21 protein-coding genes are annotated in these 22,616 nt (G+C 71.4%); 11 read left to right on the forward strand and 10 right to left on the reverse strand.

The window, feature by feature from the left end; all coding sequences use genetic code 11:
* Window positions 1-433 precede the first annotated feature (433 nt).
* Window positions 434-2,188, forward strand: a complete 1,755-nt coding sequence (locus HS048_RS21715) for an IS1182 family transposase (RefSeq protein ID WP_230880883.1) — start codon at window positions 434-436, stop codon at window positions 2,186-2,188.
* A gap of 79 nt (window positions 2,189-2,267) precedes the next feature.
* Window positions 2,268-2,951, forward strand: coding sequence for a pentapeptide repeat-containing protein (locus HS048_RS21720; protein WP_196468468.1), 684 nt, complete (start codon window positions 2,268-2,270; stop codon window positions 2,949-2,951).
* Window positions 2,952-3,010: 59 nt separating this feature from the next.
* Here the strand turns inward: HS048_RS21720 and HS048_RS21725 are convergent, their stop codons facing one another.
* Entirely contained in the window at window positions 3,011-4,642 is a 1,632-nt protein-coding gene (locus HS048_RS21725) for an ISL3 family transposase (RefSeq protein WP_307832583.1), read from the reverse strand.
* Window positions 4,643-4,798: 156 nt separating this feature from the next.
* On the opposite strand from HS048_RS21725, the gene HS048_RS21730 reads away from it, so the two are divergent.
* Entirely contained in the window at window positions 4,799-5,560 is a 762-nt protein-coding gene (locus HS048_RS21730; protein ID WP_196468470.1) for a hypothetical protein, read from the forward strand.
* Between the two features lie 343 nt (window positions 5,561-5,903).
* Here the strand turns inward: HS048_RS21730 and HS048_RS21735 are convergent, their stop codons facing one another.
* On the reverse strand, window positions 5,904-6,647 hold the full coding sequence (locus HS048_RS21735; protein ID WP_196468471.1) for a hypothetical protein: 744 nt from the start codon (window positions 6,645-6,647) through the stop codon (window positions 5,904-5,906).
* Window positions 6,648-6,868: 221 nt separating this feature from the next.
* On the opposite strand from HS048_RS21735, the gene HS048_RS21740 reads away from it, so the two are divergent.
* Together HS048_RS21740 and HS048_RS38235 are read left to right on the forward strand one after the other, a co-directional pair.
* Window positions 6,869-8,302 carry a glutamine synthetase family protein gene (locus HS048_RS21740; RefSeq protein ID WP_307832584.1) on the forward strand — a complete coding sequence of 478 codons (1,434 nt, stop codon included), beginning with the start codon at window positions 6,869-6,871 and terminating at the stop codon, window positions 8,300-8,302.
* Window positions 8,303-8,850: 548 nt separating this feature from the next.
* Entirely contained in the window at window positions 8,851-8,985 is a 135-nt protein-coding gene (locus HS048_RS38235; protein ID WP_255529725.1) for a hypothetical protein, read from the forward strand.
* A gap of 169 nt (window positions 8,986-9,154) precedes the next feature.
* Here the strand turns inward: HS048_RS38235 and HS048_RS21745 are convergent, their stop codons facing one another.
* Window positions 9,155-9,838: a transcriptional regulator gene (locus HS048_RS21745; RefSeq protein WP_084008309.1), complete on the reverse strand. Its 684-nt coding sequence runs from the start codon at window positions 9,836-9,838 to the stop codon at window positions 9,155-9,157.
* Between the two features lie 158 nt (window positions 9,839-9,996).
* Here HS048_RS21745 and HS048_RS21750 point away from each other — a divergent pair, with 158 nt between their 5' ends.
* From HS048_RS21750 to HS048_RS21770, 5 genes are all read left to right on the forward strand, one after another.
* Window positions 9,997-11,268: an extracellular solute-binding protein gene (locus HS048_RS21750; protein ID WP_196468472.1), complete on the forward strand. Its 1,272-nt coding sequence runs from the start codon at window positions 9,997-9,999 to the stop codon at window positions 11,266-11,268.
* A complete protein-coding gene (locus tag HS048_RS21755) occupies window positions 11,265-12,209 on the forward strand; it encodes a carbohydrate ABC transporter permease (protein WP_068897169.1) in 945 nt (314 codons plus the stop codon). Before HS048_RS21750 ends, HS048_RS21755 begins: the two co-directional genes overlap by 4 nt.
* Complete coding sequence (locus HS048_RS21760) at window positions 12,206-13,045, forward strand: carbohydrate ABC transporter permease (protein ID WP_068897170.1); 840 nt, start codon at window positions 12,206-12,208, stop codon at window positions 13,043-13,045. Before HS048_RS21755 ends, HS048_RS21760 begins: the two co-directional genes overlap by 4 nt.
* Before the next feature lie 206 nt (window positions 13,046-13,251).
* Window positions 13,252-13,656 (forward strand): DUF4440 domain-containing protein, encoded by a 405-nt coding sequence (locus HS048_RS21765; RefSeq protein ID WP_196468473.1) that lies wholly within the window; start codon window positions 13,252-13,254, stop codon window positions 13,654-13,656.
* Between the two features lie 63 nt (window positions 13,657-13,719).
* On the forward strand, window positions 13,720-14,373 hold the full coding sequence (locus HS048_RS21770; RefSeq protein WP_230882016.1) for a DNA polymerase beta superfamily protein: 654 nt from the start codon (window positions 13,720-13,722) through the stop codon (window positions 14,371-14,373).
* A gap of 180 nt (window positions 14,374-14,553) precedes the next feature.
* On the opposite strand, the gene HS048_RS21775 is transcribed toward HS048_RS21770, so the two are convergent.
* From HS048_RS21775 to HS048_RS21790, 4 genes are all read right to left on the reverse strand, one after another.
* Window positions 14,554-15,783 carry a cell wall metabolism sensor histidine kinase WalK gene (locus tag HS048_RS21775; protein ID WP_196468475.1) on the reverse strand — a complete coding sequence of 410 codons (1,230 nt, stop codon included), beginning with the start codon at window positions 15,781-15,783 and terminating at the stop codon, window positions 14,554-14,556.
* Between the two features lie 131 nt (window positions 15,784-15,914).
* Window positions 15,915-17,030 carry an MBL fold metallo-hydrolase gene (locus HS048_RS21780; RefSeq protein WP_196468476.1) on the reverse strand — a complete coding sequence of 372 codons (1,116 nt, stop codon included), beginning with the start codon at window positions 17,028-17,030 and terminating at the stop codon, window positions 15,915-15,917.
* Between the two features lie 93 nt (window positions 17,031-17,123).
* Window positions 17,124-17,417, reverse strand: a complete 294-nt coding sequence (locus tag HS048_RS21785) for an MTH1187 family thiamine-binding protein (protein ID WP_196469439.1) — start codon at window positions 17,415-17,417, stop codon at window positions 17,124-17,126.
* A 107-nt stretch (window positions 17,418-17,524) separates the two neighbouring features.
* Window positions 17,525-18,265 carry an MOSC domain-containing protein gene (locus HS048_RS21790; RefSeq protein ID WP_196468477.1) on the reverse strand — a complete coding sequence of 247 codons (741 nt, stop codon included), beginning with the start codon at window positions 18,263-18,265 and terminating at the stop codon, window positions 17,525-17,527.
* A gap of 83 nt (window positions 18,266-18,348) precedes the next feature.
* On the opposite strand from HS048_RS21790, the gene HS048_RS21795 reads away from it, so the two are divergent.
* Complete coding sequence (locus HS048_RS21795) at window positions 18,349-18,897, forward strand: hypothetical protein (protein ID WP_196468478.1); 549 nt, start codon at window positions 18,349-18,351, stop codon at window positions 18,895-18,897.
* Window positions 18,898-19,034: 137 nt separating this feature from the next.
* Here HS048_RS21795 and HS048_RS21800 read toward each other — a convergent pair whose 3' ends face one another.
* The 3 genes from HS048_RS21800 to HS048_RS21810 form a co-directional block, all read right to left on the reverse strand.
* Window positions 19,035-20,039, reverse strand: a complete 1,005-nt coding sequence (locus HS048_RS21800) for a nitroreductase family protein (protein ID WP_068897178.1) — start codon at window positions 20,037-20,039, stop codon at window positions 19,035-19,037.
* A gap of 146 nt (window positions 20,040-20,185) precedes the next feature.
* Window positions 20,186-21,160 (reverse strand): cytochrome d ubiquinol oxidase subunit II, encoded by a 975-nt coding sequence (gene cydB, locus HS048_RS21805; RefSeq protein ID WP_196468479.1) that lies wholly within the window; start codon window positions 21,158-21,160, stop codon window positions 20,186-20,188.
* Window positions 21,161-21,170: 10 nt separating this feature from the next.
* A complete protein-coding gene (locus tag HS048_RS21810) occupies window positions 21,171-22,574 on the reverse strand; it encodes a cytochrome ubiquinol oxidase subunit I (protein WP_196468480.1) in 1,404 nt (467 codons plus the stop codon).
* Window positions 22,575-22,616: the final 42 nt, after the last annotated feature.

Genomic DNA, 22,616 nt, shown 5'->3' on the forward strand with positions numbered 1-22,616 from the left:
ATCAGCCGCAGTGCCACGTGGGCGCGGACTGCAGGGCGAACATGTTCATGATCGGTCTCCTGGGACGTCGGGAGGGGGTCGACCCGGTATCCGTCGGGAATCCACCATTTCGCCCGCATCGTAGGACAGTGCAGCGTAGGCAGGCACGCCGTTCTTCTTCCAAGGAGCCGGACGGCTGCTTGAGCTGATCGCTCTGCTGGTCGTTCACCTCACCCCGCGCGGGGGATGGCCCCTCGTTCTTAGCGATGGCCTTCGACAGGCCGTCGTGGCCGAACGTACCGTCCCCGATGGCGGATCAGTGTCGCTGCTTCCTGAAAACTGGTTCTGGCACGAATTCCGGATGCTGTTGGTGATCTTTACTTCGCTGGCGACATGACCTTGATGTCGTGTTTCGCTGAAGAGGACGAGCGGGCGGGCGAGAAGTGAGACGGCGATGTCGATGGGACGAGACCCGGGACGGATGATCCCGGCGCAGACGGTGCGCGTGGCATGGGCGAGCAACCCCAAGGGCACGCCGGCGATGTGGATCCGGGACCGGCTGGAAGGACTGTTCACCGATGACGACTTCGCCGATTGGTACCCCGCCGATGGGCGCCGAGGGCTGCCGCCGGCGATGCTGGCGCTGGTGTCGGTGCTGCAGTACGCCGAGAACCTGACCGATCGCCAGGCCGCGGTGGCCGTGCGCTGCCGGATCGACTGGAAATACTGCCTGGGACTGGAGCTGACCGATACCGGCTTCGACCACTCGGTGCTCAGCGAGTTCCGTGACCGGATGGCCGACGGGGACCGGGCCGATCGGCTGCTGGCGGTGATGGTCGACCGGCTGGCGGCGGCCGGTCTGGTCAACCGGAGAGGACGGGTGCGCACCGATTCCACCCATGTACTGGCTGCGGTGCGCCGGCTGAACCGGGTGGAGCTGGTGGGCGAGACGCTGCGAGCCGCCCTGGAGGAGCTGGCTGCCACCGACGACGCCTGGCTGGCCGATCTGATCACACCGCAGTGGGCGCAGCGGTATGCCCGTCCGATCCGCTATGAACGGCTGCCCCGCAGCAAGGATGAACTGGCCGCCTACACCCTGCAGATCGGCCAGGACGGAATAGCGATCTTGAATGCGGTGTACGCCGCCGCCGCTCCACCGCGATTACGCCGCCTGCCGAAGGTCCAGATCCTGCGGCGGGTATGGGTTCAGCAGTACTGGACCGACACCGACGGCGCGCTGGCCTGGCGCGGGCCCAAATCCACCCGGGACCGGCAGAGCCGCCGCACCAAGACGCGCAGATCAACCACCGCCCCGGCCACCGGCGGGCGACCGGACCCTGCCTCGGCCCGGGTACCGTGGTCGGGAATGGAGATCGTCACCCCGCATGACGCCGAGGCCCGGTACTGCCAGAAAGCCGGGAAGGCCGAATGGATCGGCTACCGCGATCACCAAAGCGAGATCTGCGACGCGGGCGGCCCGAACGTCATCGTGCACGTGGCGACCCGGCCCGCACCCGAACAGGACATCGACGCCCTGGACGCCATCCACGCGGCGCTGAGCGCTCAAGGCCTGACCCCGGCCGAGCACGTGGTCGACACCGGCTACATCACCCCCGACGTCATCCACCATGCCGCAGTGCGGTGGGGCATCAGCCTGCTCGGACCGGTCCGCTCGGATCCTCGGGCCCGTCCGGGCTTCGCCAAGCAGGACTTCCACATCGACTGGCGCGCTCACACCCTCACCTGCCCGCGCGGCGTGACCAGCCCGCCCTGGAAGCCGACGTTCGATGACGGCCGTCCGCGCTTTTCGGTGCTGTTTCCCCGCCAGGCGTGCCGGGCCTGCGCCGACCGCCTGGCCTGCACCGGCAACATCGACGGCAAAGGCCGCCACGTCACGCTGCTGCCCCGGCCCCAGCAAGAGATCCAGACCAGGGCTCGGGCCGAGCAGCAGACCGGGCAGTGGCGGGCGCGATACGCCATCCGCGCCGGATGCGAGGCCACCGTCTCGGAGACCGTCCGCGCTCACGGGTTGCGCCACTGCCGCTACCTCGGCCTGGCCAAGACCCACGTTCAGCACGTCTTGACCGCCGCCGGAACCAACATCATCCGGCTCACTCAATATGATCTGGCCGGCCCATCGAGAGCAAGTCGGTCTCTCACCGCCTTCCAGCGGTTATGCAAGCGCTTGCCTCCGCACCCACCCGCCTGAACACCGAGATCACCAACAGCATCAATTCCGTGATCCTTCCCCAGCGGTCTACTCCCGCTGCCGGGACTACGCTCTGCTCATGCCTTCTCCTGCCTCCTCTGCCCACCCACCCAGGCTGAAAGAACCGCTCGCGCCCAAGCTGCCCACGCCGCTCAACCCCGCCGAGCTTCCCGAGCACGGACCCGAAGACGACGGCATGTACCGGTCCCTGGAGTTCACGGGCACAGACATGGCGTCTCACCGCGCGGACGCGGTCGACTTCGAAGGATGCCGCTTCACTGATGCGCGGCTCTCCGGCATGGAGCTGCGCCGGGCAGGTTTCTGCGACGTGGAGATGGAGCGGTGCGACCTGTCGAACATGGCGGCCGGAGCCTCGGTGATGCAGCGGACCCGGGTGTCGGCCAGCAGGCTGACCGGCATGTCCTGGTCGGAATGCGTGTTCCGGGACGTGGTGTTCGACGCCTGCCGGATGGACCTGGCGGGTTTCCGCTTCTCCACCTTCAAGAACGTCGTCTTCCGCGACTGCACCATGCTGGAGGCCAACTTCCAGAACGCCGACCTTCGGGGTGCGCGCTTCGAGCGCTGCGAGCTGACGGGAGCGCAGTTCTCCAACGCCCAGATGGAAGGTGTGCGGTTCACCGACTGCGCCCTGGTGAGGATCAACGGCGTCACCAGCCTCAAAGGTGCGACCATCACGAGCCGGGACGCTCAGGGGCTGGTCTACAGCCTGGCGGGTGCGATGGGCATTACCATCGAGGGTTGAACATGCTCAGGATGGCTCCGGGCTCCGGCCTTGGCGCGAATTTCGTGAGCTGACCCTCTTCAATCGGCCAGCAGGATGCGTTTGCGCAGGAGATCGGGGTTGGCCCGGCCGTACATCTGCCTCTTGATCATCTTGATGCGGTTCACGTGGCCTTCGACCTTCCCGGAGCTGTAGGGCAGGCTGAGCCCGGCCCTGGCCGCGTCGAAGTCACGGTGCAGGCCGGTGACGAAGGAGCGCAGTTCGGGCAGGTCGTCGGCCCGGACGTCGTTCATCCACTGCTCCAGGTGCTCGCCGCGCAGCTGCAGCATCATGTCGGCGAAGCCGCGGACGTGGTCGCGGACGGAGGCCAGAGGCGGGCAGGCATCGGTGAGGGCGTCGAACTGCCGCCGCTCGTCGGCGTCCAGGCTGTCGGGGTGGCGCAGGAACCAGCCGGTGGCCGTGCGGACGCTCGGCGGTTGCGGCCGCGGCGGTGGGCTGATCGTAGTCTGCGACCTCCACGGTCGCACGTACGCGCGCAGGGCGGTGCTTTTGCCGCGGTAGCCCATCGCGGTGATCTCCTGGTAGAGCTGTTCGGCGTTGGTGCAGCCTTCCGCCCAGCGCTGCCGCAGGTGGGGGGCGAACGGCTCCAGGTTCTTGAGGCGTTTGCCGGTGCCGTTGCGCACCAGGAGGTCTTCGGGGGCGGCGGCGCGGGCGAAGCGGCGGACGGTGTTGCGGGCCAGGGCGAGCTCTCGCGCGATCGCTCGGAGATCGCGGCCCTGGGAGAGCAGGTGGTGGACGGCGGCGTGCCGCTGACGAGTCCGATCGGCCAGCAGACCGGAGCGCACGCCGTCCGCGTCGGGTTCGGGGTTGGGGTTGGGGGCCGTGGCGGCCGGACGCGATGCGGGCACGTCGGCCTGCCTGCTGGCGGGTACCAGGTCGCGCAGGTGGGAGCGGTGTTTGGTGACGGTGCGCTCGACGGCCTCGCTGAGATTGCGCCACAGGTGCCAGCGGTCGGCGACCTGGATGGCCTCGGGCGCGCCGCGGCTGGTTCCCTCGGCGTAGTAACCGGCCCGGTCCCGGCAGACGACCTCGATGCCGGGATGGGCGCGCAGCCAGGCGGCCAGCGAATCGGCGGACCGGTCGAACAGCACGTCGAGGGGCCGGCTGGTGGTGATGTCGATGAGGATCGTGCCGTAGGTGTGGCCGCGCCGCAGCGCGAAGTCGTCCACGCCCAGCACCTGGGGCGCAGAAGCCGGCCGCGGGTCGGGCAGGGAGCGGATCAGCCGGATCAGCGTCATCCGGCTCACCGCGGTGGCGAGTCGGTGGGCCAGGCGGGCGCCGGCTCGTCCGCCCAGGGCCAGGGCGATCATCTGCAGTACCTGGCGGAGGTGGACGCTGTGGCGACCGTAGCGGATGGTCAGCCCGGGCACCTGCTCGGCGAAGGTCTTCTTGGTGCAGTCGTCGTTGCCGCACCGGAACCGTAGAACGCGCAGATGGACGATGATCTCCTGACCACTGACGGCGGTGTCGCACAGGCGCCGCTCATAGCTGCTGTGCACCCGGGCGGAGATCGTTCCGCATCCTGGGCAGGCCGCCTGTGACGTGCGTGTTCGGGCCCGGATCCGTACCGATCTCCCAGATCGGTGCACCTGGTCGATGTCCAGACGAGCCAGGTGGGGGAACAGGACCGAGAGCAACTCCGAGACCGTCACACATCATGGTCAACAGGGCATCTCGGAGACCGCTGGAAGATCACGGAATTCGTGCCAGAACCAAAATTGCGGGAGCGTTGACAGATCAGATCGCGTCAATGTGCTCACCGGGAAGAGACGCCCGCTATCTTCCCTATTGGGCATATGCTGCGGCGCATGGTGCGACTTCGCCGACTGCTGACCGCAGACCGCTCACCGGTCGGCCCGCCCGTGGATTTCCTGGCCGGCCGGTGGGAGCCCCGCACCGCCCGGACATCGCACACCACTGTGCTGGACGGCCACAACGGCGACACCGTGATCCGTACCCAGGGCGTCGCGAACATCGCCGATGACCTCGAGATCGGCGTGATGACGACGGGAGACGGGCCGGTGCGCATGCTGCGGATCGGTTCTGAGATCTACCACCGGCTGTCGGAGGCCGAGCAGCGCAAGACCGGCAAGCGATGGATCTGGGCTAGAAGCCTGCCGGGACACACCCATCGCGGGTGGGGCCCGACCAGCGCCCTGATTCAGCGCAGCGGGCAGATGCGGTCCTTCGCCCGGGAAGACCAGGACGGGGAGGAACTGCGTCACTACACCTTCCTGCTGCGACCGCGCCACGATGAGGATCCGGTAGCCGCTGACCTGTATCAGTACCTGCGACTGTACGGCGCCGACCGGATGACCTGGGAGGTCTGGCTCACCGCAGACGACCGCGTGCGGCGCGTCCGCTCCCATGCCGCCACGCTGCGCAGCCAGCGCGCCCTTTACGGGCTCGTCTCGATGACCAGCGAGTACTGGGACTTCGATATCCCGGACGGGTTCACCCCTCCGCCACCGGAAGACCTCCCGCCCCGGGCTTCGGCGGACCGACCCCAAGCACTACTGCACTTCGGCCCCGGTCGTTGCCTTCGAGACGGCATTCCGGGCCGGGTGTAGCGGCGCTTCTCGCCCTACCGGGGGAACGCCGGATCTGGTGCCGTCCCGCCGATCAAGATCCATCCGGCCGATGGGCACCGCGGTGACGTACAGCGCGGTGAGCGCCGCCCGGCGGTGCGCCGTACCGCTACCGGGCACCCGTGGCGCGGCCGCTGGCCGCACCACACCCATGGCCATGGGCGCCTTGCTTCCTCCGGATTCCCACGCATCGGTCCGGTGGCCGCCGTCCGCCTTCCCCCCGTGGCGGCCGCCGACCGGTCCGGAAGGAAACGGGTCTGCTCCCGGCCTCCCCGCAAGCGGCCGGCACCCGCCTTCTGCGGCCGGTGCGGGGAGGCCGGGGTGGTCAGGTGCCGAGCTGGGCGAGTTCGTCGCTGGTGAAGGTGAGCCGGACCACGGGCGTGGTGTCGTCGTCGATGAAGGCGATGAAGTCCAGGTCCCAGAACGGGCTCGTTCCGTCGCCGTAGATCGAGGTGGCGTCCTTGACGGCGCGGGTACCCGGCGGGGCGGCCTGCTGGCGGGCGTACCACGGGTCGACGAAGAAGCAGCCGGGCCCGTACCCGCCGACCTTGCCCACATCCCCCACGGCGCGTCCGATGACCACGTAGGCGTGGCCGTGGCCGCCGGTGGTGTCGACGATGTTGACCAGCTCCACCGTGACGCCGGGGCCCAGCAGCTCGGGCCGGTCGGCGAGCATCCCGATGACGCAGCAGGCCAGCAGCGTGCAGTTGCCGTCGGCGAGCGTGCGGTACTTGGCCCGCCCGGCGGCCACGTACCTGCGCTTCAGCTCCGCGCGGGCCTGGTCGAACGTGGCCTCGGTCACCGGCCCGTCCAGCCCCGCGGCCTGCCCCAAAGGCGCGCGGTGCACCGGCTTGAGCGTGGCGAACGTCATGCCGTCGGCGATGATGTCGGGGACCTCGCCCCGCCGGGCCGGAGCCTGCAGGGTGGTGATGTCGAGGCTGTCGTCGACGACCTGCGGCCACGGGTTCCACAATCGCGCGGTGGTCATCGGGGTCTGGTCCAGGGCCGCCTGCACGGCGGCCATCCGGACCTGTTTGGGATCTGCGGTGCCGTGCGTGCCCTGGCTCATGGTGATCTCCCGGTGACGTTGTGCCGCAACCCCGACATTCCCATCCCGCTGCGGTGCGGGCAATGCCGCGGCCCGGTGATGGCCGGGTGTGGCCACGTACCACCCACCCTCCACGCCTCCCCAGAGGGCGGTCGGCGGCCGAGGAGCGCTCGTGCCGCGAGCCCTTTCGGCGGGCAGCACCGGCCGGAGAGCGCCGGGCGCCCGGTCTTTAGGCTGGAGTCGTGGAGGCCGCGCCGATACCACCGACACCCCAGCCGCCGACCGAGTCGCCGGCCGGGCCGCTGAGCGCCCCCGAGCGGGCCCGCCGCGCCGAACAGGCCCGCACAGCTGCCGCGGGCCTGGCCACCGGAATCCAGGCTGTCGCGGTGACCTGGGTGGACACCAGCGGCATCACCCGCGTCAAGGCGGTGCCCCTGGCCCGCCTGGAGCACGCCGCCGCCTGGGGCATCGGCGCCTCGCCGGTGTTCGACACGTTCCTCCTCGACGACTCGGCCGTCCGCGGCCGCTACGCCGGAGGCCCGGTCGGGGACCTGCGGCTGCTCCCCGACCTCGGCCCGCTCACCCGGCTGGCCGCGCTTCCCGGCTGGGCCTGGGCACCGGCCGACCGCTACGACCAGGACGGCGCGCCGCACCCGCTGGACGGGCGCCTGCTCGCCCGACGCGAGACCGGCCGGCTGGCCCACGACGGTTACACGGTGCGCGCGGCGTTCGAGATCGAATGGTGCGCCTCGACCGGCACCGGCGACGACTTCGTCCCCGCCGGCCAGGGGCCCGCCTACGGCATGGCCCGGCTCACCGCACTCGCCGGCTATCTGCGACAGATCCTCTCCGCCCTGGCCGCCCAAGGGGTCGCGGTCGAGCAGGTACACCCCGAATACGCCCCCGGCCAGTACGAGGTCTCCGCCGCCGCGGCGCACCCGGTCGGCGCGGCCGACCGCGCCGTGCTGGTGCGCGAGACCGTCCGCGCCGTCACCGCGCGCGCCGGGATGCGCGCCACCTTCGCACCGCAGGTGCTCGCTGGCGAGGTCGGCAACGGCGGCCATGTGCATCTGAGTCTGTGGCGCGACGGCGTGTCCCTGATGTCCGGCGGTCCCGGCCCCTGCGGGCTGACGCGCGAGGGCGAGGGGTTCGCCGCCGGGATCCTGGCGCGGCTGCCCGCCCTGCTCGCGGTCGGCGCGCCGGCGGTCGCCAGCTACCTGCGGCTGGTGCCCTCGCGCTGGGCCGGCGCGTTCGCCTGCTGGGGCAGGGAGAACCGGGAGGCGGCGCTGCGGTTGGTCACCGGATCGTCCGGAGAGCGGGACCGGGCCGCCAACCTGGAGGTCAAGTGCGTCGACCTGGCGGCCAACCCGTATCTGCTGCTGGCCGCGTTGCTGGCCGCCGGACGGGCGGGCATCGCCGACGGGGCGCGCCTGCCCGAGCCGGTCGAGTCCGATCCCGCCGACCTGGACGGCCAGGCCCGGCGCAGGAGGAGGATCGCGGCGCTACCGGGTTCGCTGGCCGAGGCCGTCGCCGCGTTCGAGACCGACCCGGTCCTGGGCGCGGCGCTCGGGCCCGAGGTCGTGGACACCGTCGCGGCGGTACGGCGCGGCGAGATCGCCCTGTTCGACGGCGTGAGCGCCGACGAGGTCGTCGCGCGCAGCCGCTGGCGCTACTGAGCGGCGCATGCGCGCCCGGCCGATGGCCGATGCCGTCGGCGCCCCGCCCGAAGAACCGCGTGGCAGCGCCGAGGACGCCACCGCAAGGCCGGCGCCGGGGCGGCGTACTGAACCGATCCGGGTTTCGTGGAGGCCCTGCTCTGCCCCGGGTCCTGTGGAGTCGCGTTTCTGGATCCTCATGCCACGATGGTCGTGTTCTCGAACTCTATCGGGGTCAGCATGCCGAGGCTGCAGACCTCGACCTCCTTCCTCCCTAGCAAACACGTTGGTGTATGAACCGGCCTTCGCGTGATCCTGTTTCTGCAGGTCAAGCGGAATGAGCCTGCCCTCTCCGGGCGAGGTGGAGCAGACACCTACGGACAGGCCTACCTCGCCGGCGGATACGACGACTGCCCGGCTCCGGAGTCCTTTGTGAAGGACCATCCTGAGCACCCGGTGGGGATCCGAGTTGAGGACGGCAAAGCCCTCCTGGTCACGGGCTTGTACTGGCGCGGCGGGGGCTGACGTTTCGGCGGCCTTTCACAGAAATGCGCTATCAGAAGGTGGGCATGGTCTGGGCGACTTACGACCTCGCGCATGAGGGATGGGCCGCCGCCGAGTTTCCGGACGGCAGGGTCTCGGTCGGCTCGGAGAGCGGTGGCGCCGTGGTGGTGCGCTGGGACCGCGAGCCCGCAGGCGCGTGAGCACGGCTCCGGCGCCTGATCCTGCGGGAAGGCACCCCGGAGAAGGAGGAGCGGACAGGGCGTCCGGGCCCGATCGGCGCGTGAGCGGCCGGCGGGTCCCGGGCGCCCTTTCCCGGATGGCGCTCCTTCTCCCGGCGTGGCCGTCCGTTTGCCCTTCCCCGGCCGGCGGTCAGCCGGTCCCCGCCCGGATCTGGTCGAGATAGTTGTAGGCGGTGACGCGGGAGACCCCGAGCCGCCGGGCCACCCGGTCGACGGCACGTTTGACGAAGAACGCGCCCTTCCGGTCGAGGAACCGGAGGACCTCGATCTTGTGTTCCCGATCCATGAGGGCCACGGCTTTACCGGTGTTGGCGATGGCGGTCTCGATCAGGTTGTCCAGGACCTCGTTGATGTCACCGGCGAAGATCTCGTCGCGGTCGGGGGCCGCCCCGGTGCTCTTGAGCACCTCGTCGAGGCTGGCCCGGGCGGCCTGCAGCGGGGTCATGTCGACGTTGACGCACAGGGCGGCGATGACCCGGCCGTCGGGGTCGCGCAGGTAGACCGAGGATGAGCGGAGCTCGCGGCCGTCAGCGGTACGTCCGCGGTAGCCGTACTCGTCATGGTCCTCGGCCTCCTGCCGGCGCATCTCCAGGCCCAGGTTGGTCGAGGGCCCGCCGACGGCGCGCCCGGTCACGTGCCCGTTCTCGATCGCGGCGATGGTGTGCTCCATGCCGTCGCCCGAGAGATCGTGCAGGACGACCTCGCAGTGCGGGCCGACCGCGGCCGCGACGGCCTTCATGATCGGCCGCAGGATCGGTTCGAGATCGGCGAGATCTCGGGCCGCCGAGGTCTCGGGCGCGGGAGGGGTGGGCATGGGACTCCTTCTCGGACCGGTGCTGGTGACAGCTTCTCAGGTCCATCGCCGGACCGCCGCCCCCGGCCACCTTCTTTATAGAAATTCTGTTCAGCATATTGACGAGTTGTCAACGAACTGACCAGACTGAGCCAGCCGTACGAGAAGGAACGAACACCATGAAACGCGTAAAGATCCTGAAGTCGTATGCCGCCGGGCTGACCCTGCTGGCCCTTGCCGCCTGCGCACCGTCCACCGCGCCGTCGTCGGCCGGCGGGGACGACAGGACCGGGACCGTGCGGGTGTGGCTCTTCGACGAGCCGAACCGCGCCCCCAAGGAGAAGGTCGTCGCCGAGGCGGTCAGGGAGTTCACCGCCGCCCACCCGGACGTGAAGGTCGAGGTCTCCTACATCCCGACCTCCCCGGCCAGGCACGAGAAGTTCAAGGGCGCGTTCAACGACCCCGCCAGCGCGCCCGACGTCGCCGAGTACGGCAACACCGACCTCGCCGAGTACGCCGCCGCGGGCGGCTTCGCCGACCTCGGCGCCGACGTCGGGGCCTGGGCCGAGGGCAAGGAGATCAACGCCGACCTGCTGAAGTCGGCCACCGCGGGCGGCAGGCTGTACGGCGTGCCGTGGTACATCGGCGTCCGCGCGCTCTACTACCGGACCGACGTCTTCGACGAGCTCGGCTTGAAGGCGCCCGCCACCCTGGAGGAGCTGGCCGCCACCGCCCGCGCCGTCCGCGCGAAGAAGCCCGACCTGTACGGCATCGCGGTCGGCGGCGAGTACACCTTCGGTGCGCTGCCGTTCGTCTGGGACGCGGGCGGCGACATCGAGAGGCTCGACAGCCCCGAGTCCCGCAAGGGCGTCAAGGCCTACACCGACCTGCTGAGCGACGACGTCTGCCCGCCGCAGGCGTGCGCCGCGCTGACCGGCGGCAAGACCGTCGAGCTGTTCGCGAGCGGCAAGGCCGCCATGGGCATCCTGGGCAACTTCAGCCGGTCCGCGGTGGACGCGGGACCGGCGGCGGGCAAGTACGCCGTGGTGCCGCTCCCGGGATCCACGGCGGGCACGCCCGCCCCCGCGTTCGCCGGCGGCAACAACCTCGGCGTGATGCGCAGCAGCGGGCACCGCACGCTGGCCGTACAGTTCGTCCAGCTGCTCGCGGGCAAGACCTACCAGGTCAAGATGTACGAGGCGATGGGCAACCTGCCCACGCTCACCTCGGCCAGGCGGGAACTGGCGGCCAGGGACCCCTTCCTCAAGCCGTTCCTCGACACGGTCGCCGCCGGCACCCGCTTCGTACCCGTCGACCCGGCCTGGGTGAAGATCGACAACCAGAAGGTCATCCCGACCATGCTGCAGAAGGTCGCGACCGGGCAGGCCACGGTGGAGCAGGCCACCACCGAGGCCGCCGCGGCGGTGAACGCCGCCTTCGGCCGGTCATGACCACGCTCGCCACCACCCCGGCGGGCCCGCAGTCCCGGGCCCGCCGGACGGGACCCCGCCCCCGCCGCAGGGACGGGCTGCGGCCCTGGCTCTACCTGCTGCCCGCGGCGGCGGTACTGCTCCCGCTGCTCGGCTATCCGATCTACATGCTGGGCCTGCTGTCGGTGTTCGACTACCGGCAGGCCCAGGTCAGCGGCGGGGAGCCGACGACCTTCGTCGGGCTCGGCAACTACGCGACCCTCCTGGGCGACCAGCGTTTCTGGTCGGTCCTCGGGCAGACCGTGGCCTTCGCGGCGGCGCTCGTGGCCGCCACGCTGGCCGTCGGAGCGACGCTGGCCGTGGTGCTGTCCAGGGCGGGGCGGGTGCCGCGCCTGCTGCTCTCCCTGGCGGCGATGGCGGCGTGGGCGGCCCCGGCGATGACCGGCTCCACGGTCTGGATGTTCCTGTTCGACGCCGACCTCGGCCTGGTCAACCAGGTGCTGGGCATCGAGGGCTTCAACTGGTTCTACGACCGGTGGGTCGCGTTCGGGGTGGTCGGCGCCACCGTGGTCTGGCACTCCTTCCCGTTCGTCATGGTGACGCTGTACGCCGGGATCCAGGCGGTCCCCGCCTCGGTCATCGAGGCCGCCGCGCTGGACGGGGCCTCGGCGTGGCAGTCGTTCTGGAAGGTCCTCGTACCGATCCTGCGGCCGCTGATCACGATCGTGGTCATCCAGTCGATCATCTGGGACTTCAAGATATTCACCCAGATCTACGTGATGACCAACGGCGGAGGCATCGCGGGGCAGAACTCTGTGCTCAACGTGTACGCCTACCAGACCGCCTTCGGATCCTCCGAGTACGGCCTCGGCTCGGCGATCGGCATGGTCATGACGCTGATCCTGCTCGCGGTCACCCTGCTCTACATCCGCGCGCTGCACCGCAGGGGGGAGAGCCTGTGAACAGGTCCCGGCTCGTGGCGAACGCGGTGGCGGTGGCCGCCGCCGCCGTGACGCTCTTCCCGATCTACTGGATGGTCCTCTCCGCGGTGAAACCGGCCGGTGAGATCCAGTCGCTCCAGGCCCGCCCGTGGACCCTGGCGCCCACGCTGGAGCACTTCCGGCGGGTGCTCGGCGCCGAGAACTTCGGCCGGTACCTCCTCAACAGCGCGGCCGTCGCGCTCTCGGTCGTCGTGCTCTCCGCGGTGGTGGCGTTCCTGGCGGCCTTCGCGGTGACCCGGTTCCGGTTCAGGTTCCGCACGAGCGTACTGATCATGTTCCTGGTGGCGCAGATGGTCCCGGTCGAGGCGCTCACCATCCCGCTGTTCTTCCTGGTCCGGGATCTGGGCGGAGTGGTGCCCGGCGTGGGGCTCAACACCCTGGGCTCGCTCGTCCTGGTCCACCTCGCCTTCTCGCTGCCGTTCGCGATCTGGATGATGCGGGGCTTCGTCGCCGCGGTGCCGGAGGCGATCGAGGAGGCGGCGATGATCGACGGAGCGGGCCGGGCGGTCGTCCTGTGGCGGATCATCTTCCCGCTGGTCGCCCCCGGCCTCGTCGCGACCAGTGTGTTCTCCTTCATCACCGCCTGGAACGACTTCATCTTCGCCCGGACCTTCATCATCTCGGCCACCCACAACCAGACCCTGCCCGCGGCGCTGCTCGTCTTCTTCAAACCCGATGAGAACGACTGGGGCGGGATCATGGCTGCGTCGACGCTGATGACCGTCCCGGTCCTGGTCTTCTTCGTCGCCGTGCAGCGGCGGCTGGTCGCCGGGCTGGGCGGCGCGGTGAAGGACTGAGGGTACTCCACCGGCCCCCGGTCACCCGGCCCGCCGCGACCCCGGCCGGTGCGTCCTCCACGGCGGCGCACCGGCCGGGCGGGGGGTGAGGGGTACGGGAGATCGAGAGCGACCGCCCGGTGGCCCGCCCCCTCCCAGGGCGCCGGCGGCGCGCGTTGGAGCGGCTCCCACCCTGAAGATCATCAATGTGGTACGATGCGTATGTCATGACGACTCATGACGACGGCACCTCGCGTGCGATCCTCCCCGGAGACGCCGCGCAACTTCCCGCGGCGTTCGCCGAAGCATTCAACTCCGGCGACGCGGAGCACCTCGACCGGCTCTACGACGACCCGGGCGTGCTCGTCCCCGGACCGGGGCATCCCGTCACGGGCGAGGCACGGGCCGCCGCCGACCGGCACCTCCTCGGGCTCGGCCTCCCGATCGACGCCCGGCTGCGGCACGCCTACGTCGCAGGCGACGTCGCCCTGCTCATCGTCGACTGGTCCGTCCAGGGCACGGCGGGCAACGGCGAGGAGGTCCGCCTTCAGGGGACCGCGGCCGACGTCGCCCGTCGGGGTCCGGACGGGGTGTGGCGCTACGCCGTCAACAACCCGTTCGGGACCGGCTGAGCCGCGCGTTCCGGAACCCCGTACGGGGAGCCGCGCCCCCTCTGGCAGGCTGGGACGGTGAGCATGCGGTTCGTCCCGGATCATCTGGTGCTGTCGGTGGTGGTCGGCTCCCGCGCGTACGGGCTGGAGACCGAGGAGTCCGACGTGGACCGGCGCGGCGTCTTCGCCGCGCCGACCCCGCTGTTCTGGCGGCTGGACAAACCCCCGACCCACGTCGAGGGACCGCTGCCCGAGCAGTTCTCCTGGGAGGTCGAGCGGTTCTGCGTGCTGGCGCTGGAGGCCAACCCTACGGTCCTGGAATGCCTGTGGTCGCCGATCGTCGAGCACTGCGCCCCGGCGGGCCGCGACCTGCTGGAGCTGCGGCGGGCGTTCCTGTCCCGGCGCGCCTGCCGGACGTTCACCGGCTACGCCGACGCCCAGTTCCGCAGGCTCGATCCCGCCCGGCCGAAGTGGAAGCAGGCGATGCACATGATCAGGTTGATGATCAGCGGGTTGCACCTGGTCCGCGAGGGTGAGCCGCTGGTGCGGATGGACGCCCACCGCGACCGGCTGCTGGCGCTGCGCCGGGGCGAGATCCCGTGGCCGGAGGTGGAACGCTGGCGTGCGGAGCTGGGCGCCGCCTTCACCGCCCTCGGCGACCGGAGCGCCCTGCCCGGACTCCCCGACCGCAGCGCCGTCGACGACTACCTGACCGCCGTGCGGAAGGCCCTGCTGTGACCGCGACGCTCCCCGCCTGGCGGTCGGAGACCGCCACCGCGGACGGCGTCCTGCACGACCTGGCCGTCCGCACCCGCCTGGCGGCCGGAGCCGGGTCCTCCCGGAGCCGATCCCGCCGGAGCCCGGCCTTCCCGGGGCCGACCGCGGGGCCGGCGCCGCGTCCCGGCGCGGACCCCGCGGTCAGCCCACCGGCACCGGGCCGCCGGTCGCGGCGGGCAGCGTGATGCGCACGCAGGTGCCGTGGCCGGGCCTGCTGCTGATGCGCACCTCGCCGCCGTGCATCGTGACGATCTTGTCGGTGATGGCCAGGCCCACCCCGGTGCCGCCGATCGCCCGCTCCTCGGCGCCGGGGGCGCGGTAGAAGTCCTTCAGGACGTGGTCGATGTCGGCGGGGTCGATGCCGATGCCGCTGTCGCGCACCTCCACCGCCGGGACGGGACCGGCGATGACGGTGACGTCCACGTTCCCGCCGGGCGGGGTGAACTTGACGGCGTTGTCCACCACCTGGTCCAGCGCGTGCTCCAGGCGGCCGGCGTCGGCCCACACCATCACGTGCTCCGGCGCGTGCAGGCGGATGTCCAGCTGGCCGGTGCGGGCGTCGGGGGTGAACCGGTCGACCGTACGGCGGGCGAGGGCGACCAGGTCCGTCCGCGCCGGGCGGTGGGAGACGGTGCGGGCGTTGAGGCTGGCGATCAGCAGCAGCTCGTCGATCAGCCGCAGGATGCGGTGGCTGTTGCGCTCGATGACGCGCAGGAACCTCTGCTCGGTCACCTCGTCCAGATCACCGTCCTGGATGAGCTGCAGGTAGCTGCCGATCGAGGTCAGCGGGGTGCGCAGCTCGTGGTTGACGGTGCGCAGGAACTGGTTCTTCAGCTCCTCCACGTCGCGCAGCCGGTGGATGATCTCGTCGGCCCGCTGGGTGTAGTGGTGGGCCTCCAGCAGCCCGGCGGTACTGGCTCCCAGGGTGACCAGCGCCTGCCGCTGGGGCGGGCTCAGCGTGCGCGGCACGTGGTCCATCACCGCCACCGCGCCCAGGGCGTGGTCGTGGCTGCTGACGATGGGCGCGCCCGCGTAGAAGCGCACGTACGGCGGCCCGGTCACCCAGGGGTTCTCGCGGAAGCGCGGGTCGGCCAGCGCGTCGGGGATCTCCAGCACCCGGCGGCCGCAGATGACGTACGCGCACGCCGTCGCCTCTCTGGAGCCGTGGGTCGCGGTGACGCCGACCCGGCCCTTGTACTCCTGGCCGTCGGCGCCGACCAGGGTGACGAGGGCGATCGGCGTCTGGCAGACGGTCGCGGCCAGCTCGGCGATGGCGGAGAAGTCGGGTTCGGGCACGGTCCGCAGCGACTGCAGCTCGGCCAGCTCGGCGAGGCGCTCCTCCTCGTCGGGCGGCAGGGGAACGGAGGTCACGCGTCCCACCCCCTCACACTCGCGGTCCACGTGCGGCGGTCGCGCTGAGCGAGGGCCCCGCCACGGCTCGCCGGACCCGGAGGCGCCATACCCTAAAAAAACCGACATAACGGGCGCATGATGCAAAGGTTCTACATCTCGCCGAGCAGCTCCCACCAGGGGTCGATCTGCGGCGCGTCGTCGGCGTCGATCCGGTCGCCCGGCCGGGGGATCGCGAGCCGTACGTCACGGGCCTTGGCCTCGTGCCACAACCGGTCGACGGGCTCGGCCCAGGGGTGCAGAGCGAGGCTGAACGTCGCCCAGTGCACGGGAAGGAGCAGCTCGCCGCCCAGGTCCAGGTGGGCGGCGACCGCCTGCTCGGGGTCCATGTGGATGTCGGGCCAGCTGGGGCTGTAGGCGCCGATCGGCATGAGCGTCAGGTCGAAGGGCCCGTGCGCGGCGCCGATCCGGGCGTAGCCGTCGAAGTAGCCGGAGTCGCCGGCGTAGAACACCCGCCGCTGCGCGCTCGCGACCACCCAGGAGCCCCACAGGGTGTCGTTGCGGCGCAGGGTGCGGCCGGAGAAGTGGCGGGCCGCGGTGGAGGTGAACCTCAGGCCCGCGACGATCGCCTCCTCCTCCCAGCCGAGCTCGACGATCCGGGCGGGGGGCACGCCCCAGCGCTCCAGGTGGGCGCCGATCCCCAGCGGGACCAGGAACGGGGCGGTCTGCGTCGCGGTGAGCGCGCGCACCGTCGCCCGGTCGAGGTGGTCGTAGTGGTCGTGTGAGATCGCGACCGCGTCGAGCGCCGGAAGGCCCGCCAGCGGGACCGGTGGCGGGTGCAGCCGCCGCGGGCCGGCCATCGGGACGGGGGAGGCGCGCTCGCGCCACACCGGGTCGAACAGCACCCGCCGTCCCTCGATCTCCACCAGCGTGGTCGCGTGGCCGTACCAGACGACGCTCAGGCCGGTCTCGGACGGCGGCGTGGCCGGGGAGCCCACCAGCGGGACGGGTCCCGCCGGCCGACGGCCGTCCCGGTCGAGGAGCATCCGGGCGAGGATCGCCGGCGCGCTGCTCGGCGGGACCAGGTCCGCCGGCACGGAGTTGCGGAAGGCCCCGTCACGGAACTGCGGCGACCGGAGCACGCGCGCCAGCCGCTCGCCGGCGGCCCTGCCGCCCAGCTCCGCCGGGACGTCCCGCAGCGCCCACCCGGCCGCGGCCAGCGCCAGCCCGCCCGCGACCAGTCGTCCGACCGATCCTCTTCCCGCCATGCGGCACACTCTCCTCGCGCGTCGACCCAGACGGTTCAACTGATCACCGGCCTCCGGTGTTCCCCGGCCCGCGGGCCGCCGCGCGCCTCGCGGTCAGGCCAGATGCCGCTCCACGGTGGCGACCTTGGCGTCCATGCGGCCGCCCGCGCCCGCGCGGATGTCGGCCTTCAGCACCAGGCTGACCCGCCCGCACCGGGCCTCGACCGCCGCCACGGCGTCCTTGACGACACCCATGACCTGGTCGAAGTCATCGCCCTCGATCGTCGTGAACATCGCGTCGGTCCGGTTCGGCAGGCCGGAGGCCCGCACCACCCGGACGGCCTCGGCGACGGTCTCGCCGACGTCCTCGCCGGCTCCGATCGGCGTCACGCTGAACGCCACGAGCACTGACATCTCCGTCTCCTCCTCACCCGGGAGCCCGTCCCGGGCCTCCCGCATCCGGCATCGCGCCCCGCCCTCCCCTCCGGGCGGCGGGGTCCGTACCCGTCCCCCGGCTACGCTCCGGTCGCCGGGGCGGCCGCCACCGGGTCGCCCCTGCGGACGGTGCCGGGACGGGCCACCGTCATGATCACTCCGAATTTGTTGGCGTGCCGCTCGATGATCCATTTCTGCAGCCGCGGCCAGCGCTCCCGCCCGTCGGGGTCCCAGCTCGGCACCGCGCACCTGATGCACGGTCCCGCCACGGTCCCCTCCACCGCCAGCTCCGCGTCCCCGACGGTGATCACGGTGCCGGCCGTCCACTCCTCCTCCGCGAAGGCGGGCGCGTCCAGGAGGAGGTGGAGGTTCGGCCGGAACCTGCGCAGGTCCACCGGCGCCCCCAGCTCCTCCTCCAGCGCGGCCCGGGACGCCTCGGTCGTCACCAGCACGGTGGGCCCCCGGTCCTGCTGGCCGTCGGCGGCCCGCAGGCGCAGCGGCGTCCCCAGCGACTCCGCCAGCGCACCGGCCAGCCCGGGGTCGTCCCACTTCCACTCGGAGCCGTCCGGCGCCGTCAGCGTCGGCGTCCCCTCTCCCGTACGGTCCTCCCCCGGGTAGCCGCTGCGCCAGTGGAGCATCTCCGCGCGCTGCCGCACGGTCAGCACCCTGCCGGCGTGGTGGTCGCGCTCGTCGACCAGCGCGTAGGCCCGGTCTCCGGCCATCCCCCGCTCGTCGAGCCGCGCCTGCTCGATCTCCTCGCCCCGCAGCGACTTCACCGGCCACCGCAGCACCCGCTGAACGCTCCCGCGATATGTCGTCATGCCCCCTAAAGTAGCGATAACCGGCCCCCGGAGGCCTCCTCCGGCGGCCCCGTCCCGGGCGGGTCGGTAGAGTCGCGGAGACCATGAGAAAACACACGATCACCGCACTGTGGGAGGAGATCCCCGACGACGCCGACGACCTCGCCGTGGTCGGCGGCGGTTTCCGGGTCTATCTCTGCCTGTGCGGCAAGCAGCTGGGCGACCGGACGGCGGCCGAGCTGCACGCGATGGAGACCGACCAGTGCACCACCTGCCTGGGCTCCGGGACCGAGCAGGTCGTGCCCGACTACGCCCAGCCCTGCACCTCCTGCGCCGGGAGCGGGCGGCGCAGGGCGCAACTGCAGTGGCAGCTCGCCTACGCCGAGGCCGAGACGGTGATCACCGTCGACGTCGTCCGCGCGCTGATCGCCCTGCTGCCCGGGCCGTTCCGCCTCTCCCAGGTCGCCGACGCCGTCCGGGACGCCCTGGGCCTGCCGGTGGGCCGGCTGCCGGTCGGTCCCCGCGTGCGCGACGTCCTGCGGAGCCTGGAGGCGGCGGGCGAGCTGGTGCTGGTCTCGGCCCCGGACGAGCTGCTGCGCGGCACCACCGTGGTGCTCTACCGCGACCCCTACTGGGAGCACGCCCGGGACTGAGCCGCCCGGACGGCCCGGCGGCCCGGGCGGCCCGGCGCGGAGCTCCGGGGAACCGCTCCGCGCGCGTGCGCGGTACGGGCGCCCGCGGGCGCCGTACGGGCGCCGGGCCCATCGGGCCTCCTGTCCGGACCGGACGCTCAGCGCTCCTCCAGCACCTCGGAGACCGGCCGCCGGACGCCCGGCGTGTCGTCGAAGGTGAAGCCCAACCGCATGATCATCTGCGGGTACTCCCCCGAGCAGATCTCCTGCCGGAGGAACTCCCGCAGGTGGAACATCTCCAGCGCCTGGCTGTGGAACGCCGCGCTGATCCCGTAGGCGAAGGCGTGCAGCAGGACGCGCTGCAGCGCCTGGCCCGCGGCGAGCCACTCCTCGCGGGAGTCACCGGAGGTGGTCAGCACCGCCACCACCCCGGCGGAGGTGGCGGCGAACTGGTCGGCGGCGTGGCCCCAGGAGTGGCCCCGGGCGTAGTCCCGCTGGGCGAAGGGGGGATCGGTCCTCACCTCACGGGGGTAGGCCTGCGCCGGGACGCCGTCCCCGCGGGGGCTGCCGGGCGGGCGGGCCCAGCGGACCACCTCCAGGCCGAAGACCCGGTCCTGCGACTGCACGTCCTGCGCGGCGCCGGTCAGCGCGGCGAGCACCCGGACCGCGGCCTCCGACCGGACGGGGGTCAGGCGCGCCCCTTCGGCCGACGCCTGCGCGACGAGCGCCTCGACCAGGCGCTCCGGCACCGGCAGGTCGGTGAAGCCCGCCCGGTGGGTGCGGCGGCGCTCGATCTGGGCGTGCAGCAGGCGGGTGTGCTCGTCGGGGGGAGCCTCCCCGTCGATCCGGATCGTCGCCAGCAGGGCGGGGCGGTCCGGATCGGGCAGCACCCGCACCCGCGGCTCGTAGCCGAGCTTGAGCAGGGCGAGCCGCGCGTTCAGCAGGGCGGCGCCGCAGCTGATCAGGAGTTCGCGACCGGCCGGATCGCCGACCCGCAGCCTCCTGCCGGAGTCGGCGTCCAGCCGGATCTCCCCGCCCTCGATCGTGAAGGCCCACGGCTGGGTGTTGTGCACCGACGGCGCCTGCACGGCGGCCTCCACCGCCGTGCGGAGCGCGAAGGCGGTCTCCTCGGGCGTCGTGCTCCTCGCCGGGTGGACGTTCATCTCCGCACCTCGCATCCCGTTCCCGGCCGGCGTCCTCCCGTCGGCCTCCCTGCTTCCAGCATCCCCGGGCGGATCCGGCGGGATAAGCGCCGAAGGTCCCTCGTCGGCAGGGACCTTCGCAACCGGTCGCGGGGCCGCCGCGGGGTCTACGCCCCCGTGGTCAGGCGCTTGCGGAACACCCAGTACGTCCAGCCCTGGTAGGCCAGGACCACGGGGGTGAAGACGGCCGCCACCCAGCTCATCACCGTGAGCGTGTAGGGCGAGGAGGCGGCGTTGGCGACGGTCAGGCTGTTGGCCGGGTCGAGCGCGGGCATCACGTTCGGCCACAGGTTCCCGAAGAGGGTGACGGTCACCGCGAGGATCGCCACCGCGTTCGCGGTGAACGCCCAGCCGTCCCGGCCGCGCAGGGTGGCCAGGAGCGCACCGGCGACGCCGAGCGCGGCCAGCACGGCGGTGGCCCAGGTGGCCGGTTTGCCCACCGTGATCTGGGTGATCACCAGGAAGGCTCCGCCGGAGGCCAGCGCGGCCGCGCCGGCTCTCTTGACCCAGCCCACCGCCCGGGTGCGCAGCTCGCCCTCGGTGCGCAGCGCCAGGAAGAGCGCGCCGTGCAGGGTGAACAGCGTCAGCGTGGCCAGGCCGCCCAGCAGGGCGTAGGGGTTGAGCAGGGTGAGCAGCGAGCCGGTGTACTCGTGGTCGGCGTCGAGCGGCACGCCGCGGACGATGTTGGCGAACGCCACACCCCACAGCAGGGCCGGCGCCAGCGAGCCGATGAACAGGGAGCGGTCCCAGCCCCGGGTGCCGTCGCTCTTGTTGCGGTACTCGATGGCCACGCCGCGCAGGATGAGCGCGACGAGGATGAGGAAGAGCGGCAGGTAGAAACCGCTGAACAGGGTGGCGTACCACTCGGGGAAGGCCGCGAAGGTGGCGCCGCCGGCGACCAGCAGCCAGACCTCGTTGCCGTCCCAGACGGGGCCGATGGTGGCCAGTACGGTCCTGCGGTCGCTCTCGTCCCTGCTGACGAGCGGCAGCAGGATGCCGACGCCGAAGTCGAAGCCCTCCAGGACGAAGTAGCCGATCCACAGGACGGCGATGAGCAGGAACCAGACGGTGGTGAGTTCCATGGGGGGATCCTCAGTAGGAGAGCGCGGGGGTGGTGCCGGTCTCGGTCTCGGACTCGTCGCCGGACCCGGTCGTCCCTTCCACGGGACCGATCTTGATGAACTTGAGCAGGAGCCGGATCTCGATCACCGCGAGCACCCCGTAGAGCAGGGTGAAACCGACCAGCGTGGTGGCGACCTCGGCGACGTCCACCCCTGGCGAGACCGCCGAGGCGGTGGTCATGATCCCGTAGACGGTCCACGGCTGGCGGCCCATCTCGGTGAAGATCCAGCCCAGTGAGTTGGCGAGGAACGGCAGGCCGATGCCGAGGACGGCGATCCGGTAGAACCACGGGCTGCTCGGGAGCCGGCCGCGGCGGGTGAGCCAGAGCCCGGCCAGGGCGAGCAGCCCGGCCAGCACGCCGAACCCGATCATCAGGCGGAAGGTCCAGTAGGCCAGGCCGATGCCGGGCGTGTAGTCCCCGGGGCCGTAGAGGGCCTCGTAGCGGGCCTGGACGTCGTTGACGCCCTCGACCTCGCCGTCCAGGGTGTTGGTGGCCAGCAGGCTGAGGCCGTACGGGATCTGGATGTTGACGTGGTTGCGGCCGTTCTCCACGTCGCCGACGGCGAACAGCGAGAACCCGGCGGACTTCTCGTCCTCCCAGAGCGCCTCGGCGGCGGCCATCTTCATCGGCTGCTGCTCGGTCATGACCTGCGCCTGCCAGTGGCCGCTGAGGGCGACGCCGGCCGAGGCGACGAGGGTGACGGCCATCGCGATCCGCGCCGAGGCGCGGAACAGCTCGACGTCCTTCTTCTTCATCAGCTTCCAGGCGCTGACGCCGAGGACGAAGGCGCCGGCGGTGACGAACGCGCCGAAGATGACGTGCGGGAAGGTCGCCAGGGTGGTGATGTTGGTGAGCACCGCCCAGATGTCGGTGAGTTCGGCACGGCCGGTCTCCGGGTTGAGCCGGTAGCCGACCGGGTGCTGCATCCAGGAGTTGGCCGCCAGGATGAAGTAGGCCGACAGGTTCGTGCCGATCGCGGCCAGCCAGATCGTCATCAGGTGGAGCCGGGGCGGGAGACGGTCCCAGCCGAAGATCCACAGTCCGAGGAAGGTGGACTCCAGGAAGAAGGACATCAGCCCTTCCATGGCCAGCGGGGCGCCGAACACGTCACCGACGAAGCGGGAGTAGTCACTCCAGTTCATGCCGAACTGGAACTCCTGCACGATGCCGGTGACCACGCCCATCGCGAAGTTGATCAGGAAGAGCTTCCCGAAGAACTTCGTCAACCGCAGGTAGTGCTCCTTGCCGGTGCGGTGCCAGACGGTCTGCAGGCCCGCGACGATGACCGACAGGCCGATCGTCAGCGGCACGAAGAGGAAGTGGTAGACCGTCGTGATCCCGAACTGCCAGCGGGAGAGGTCCAAAACGTCCATGGGGACTCCGTCTCAAGAGTAATTTCACGGCAATCGTCCCGA

This window comes from Planomonospora sp. ID91781, assembly GCF_015711595.1.
Taxonomy (GTDB): domain Bacteria; phylum Actinomycetota; class Actinomycetes; order Streptosporangiales; family Streptosporangiaceae; genus Planomonospora; species Planomonospora parontospora.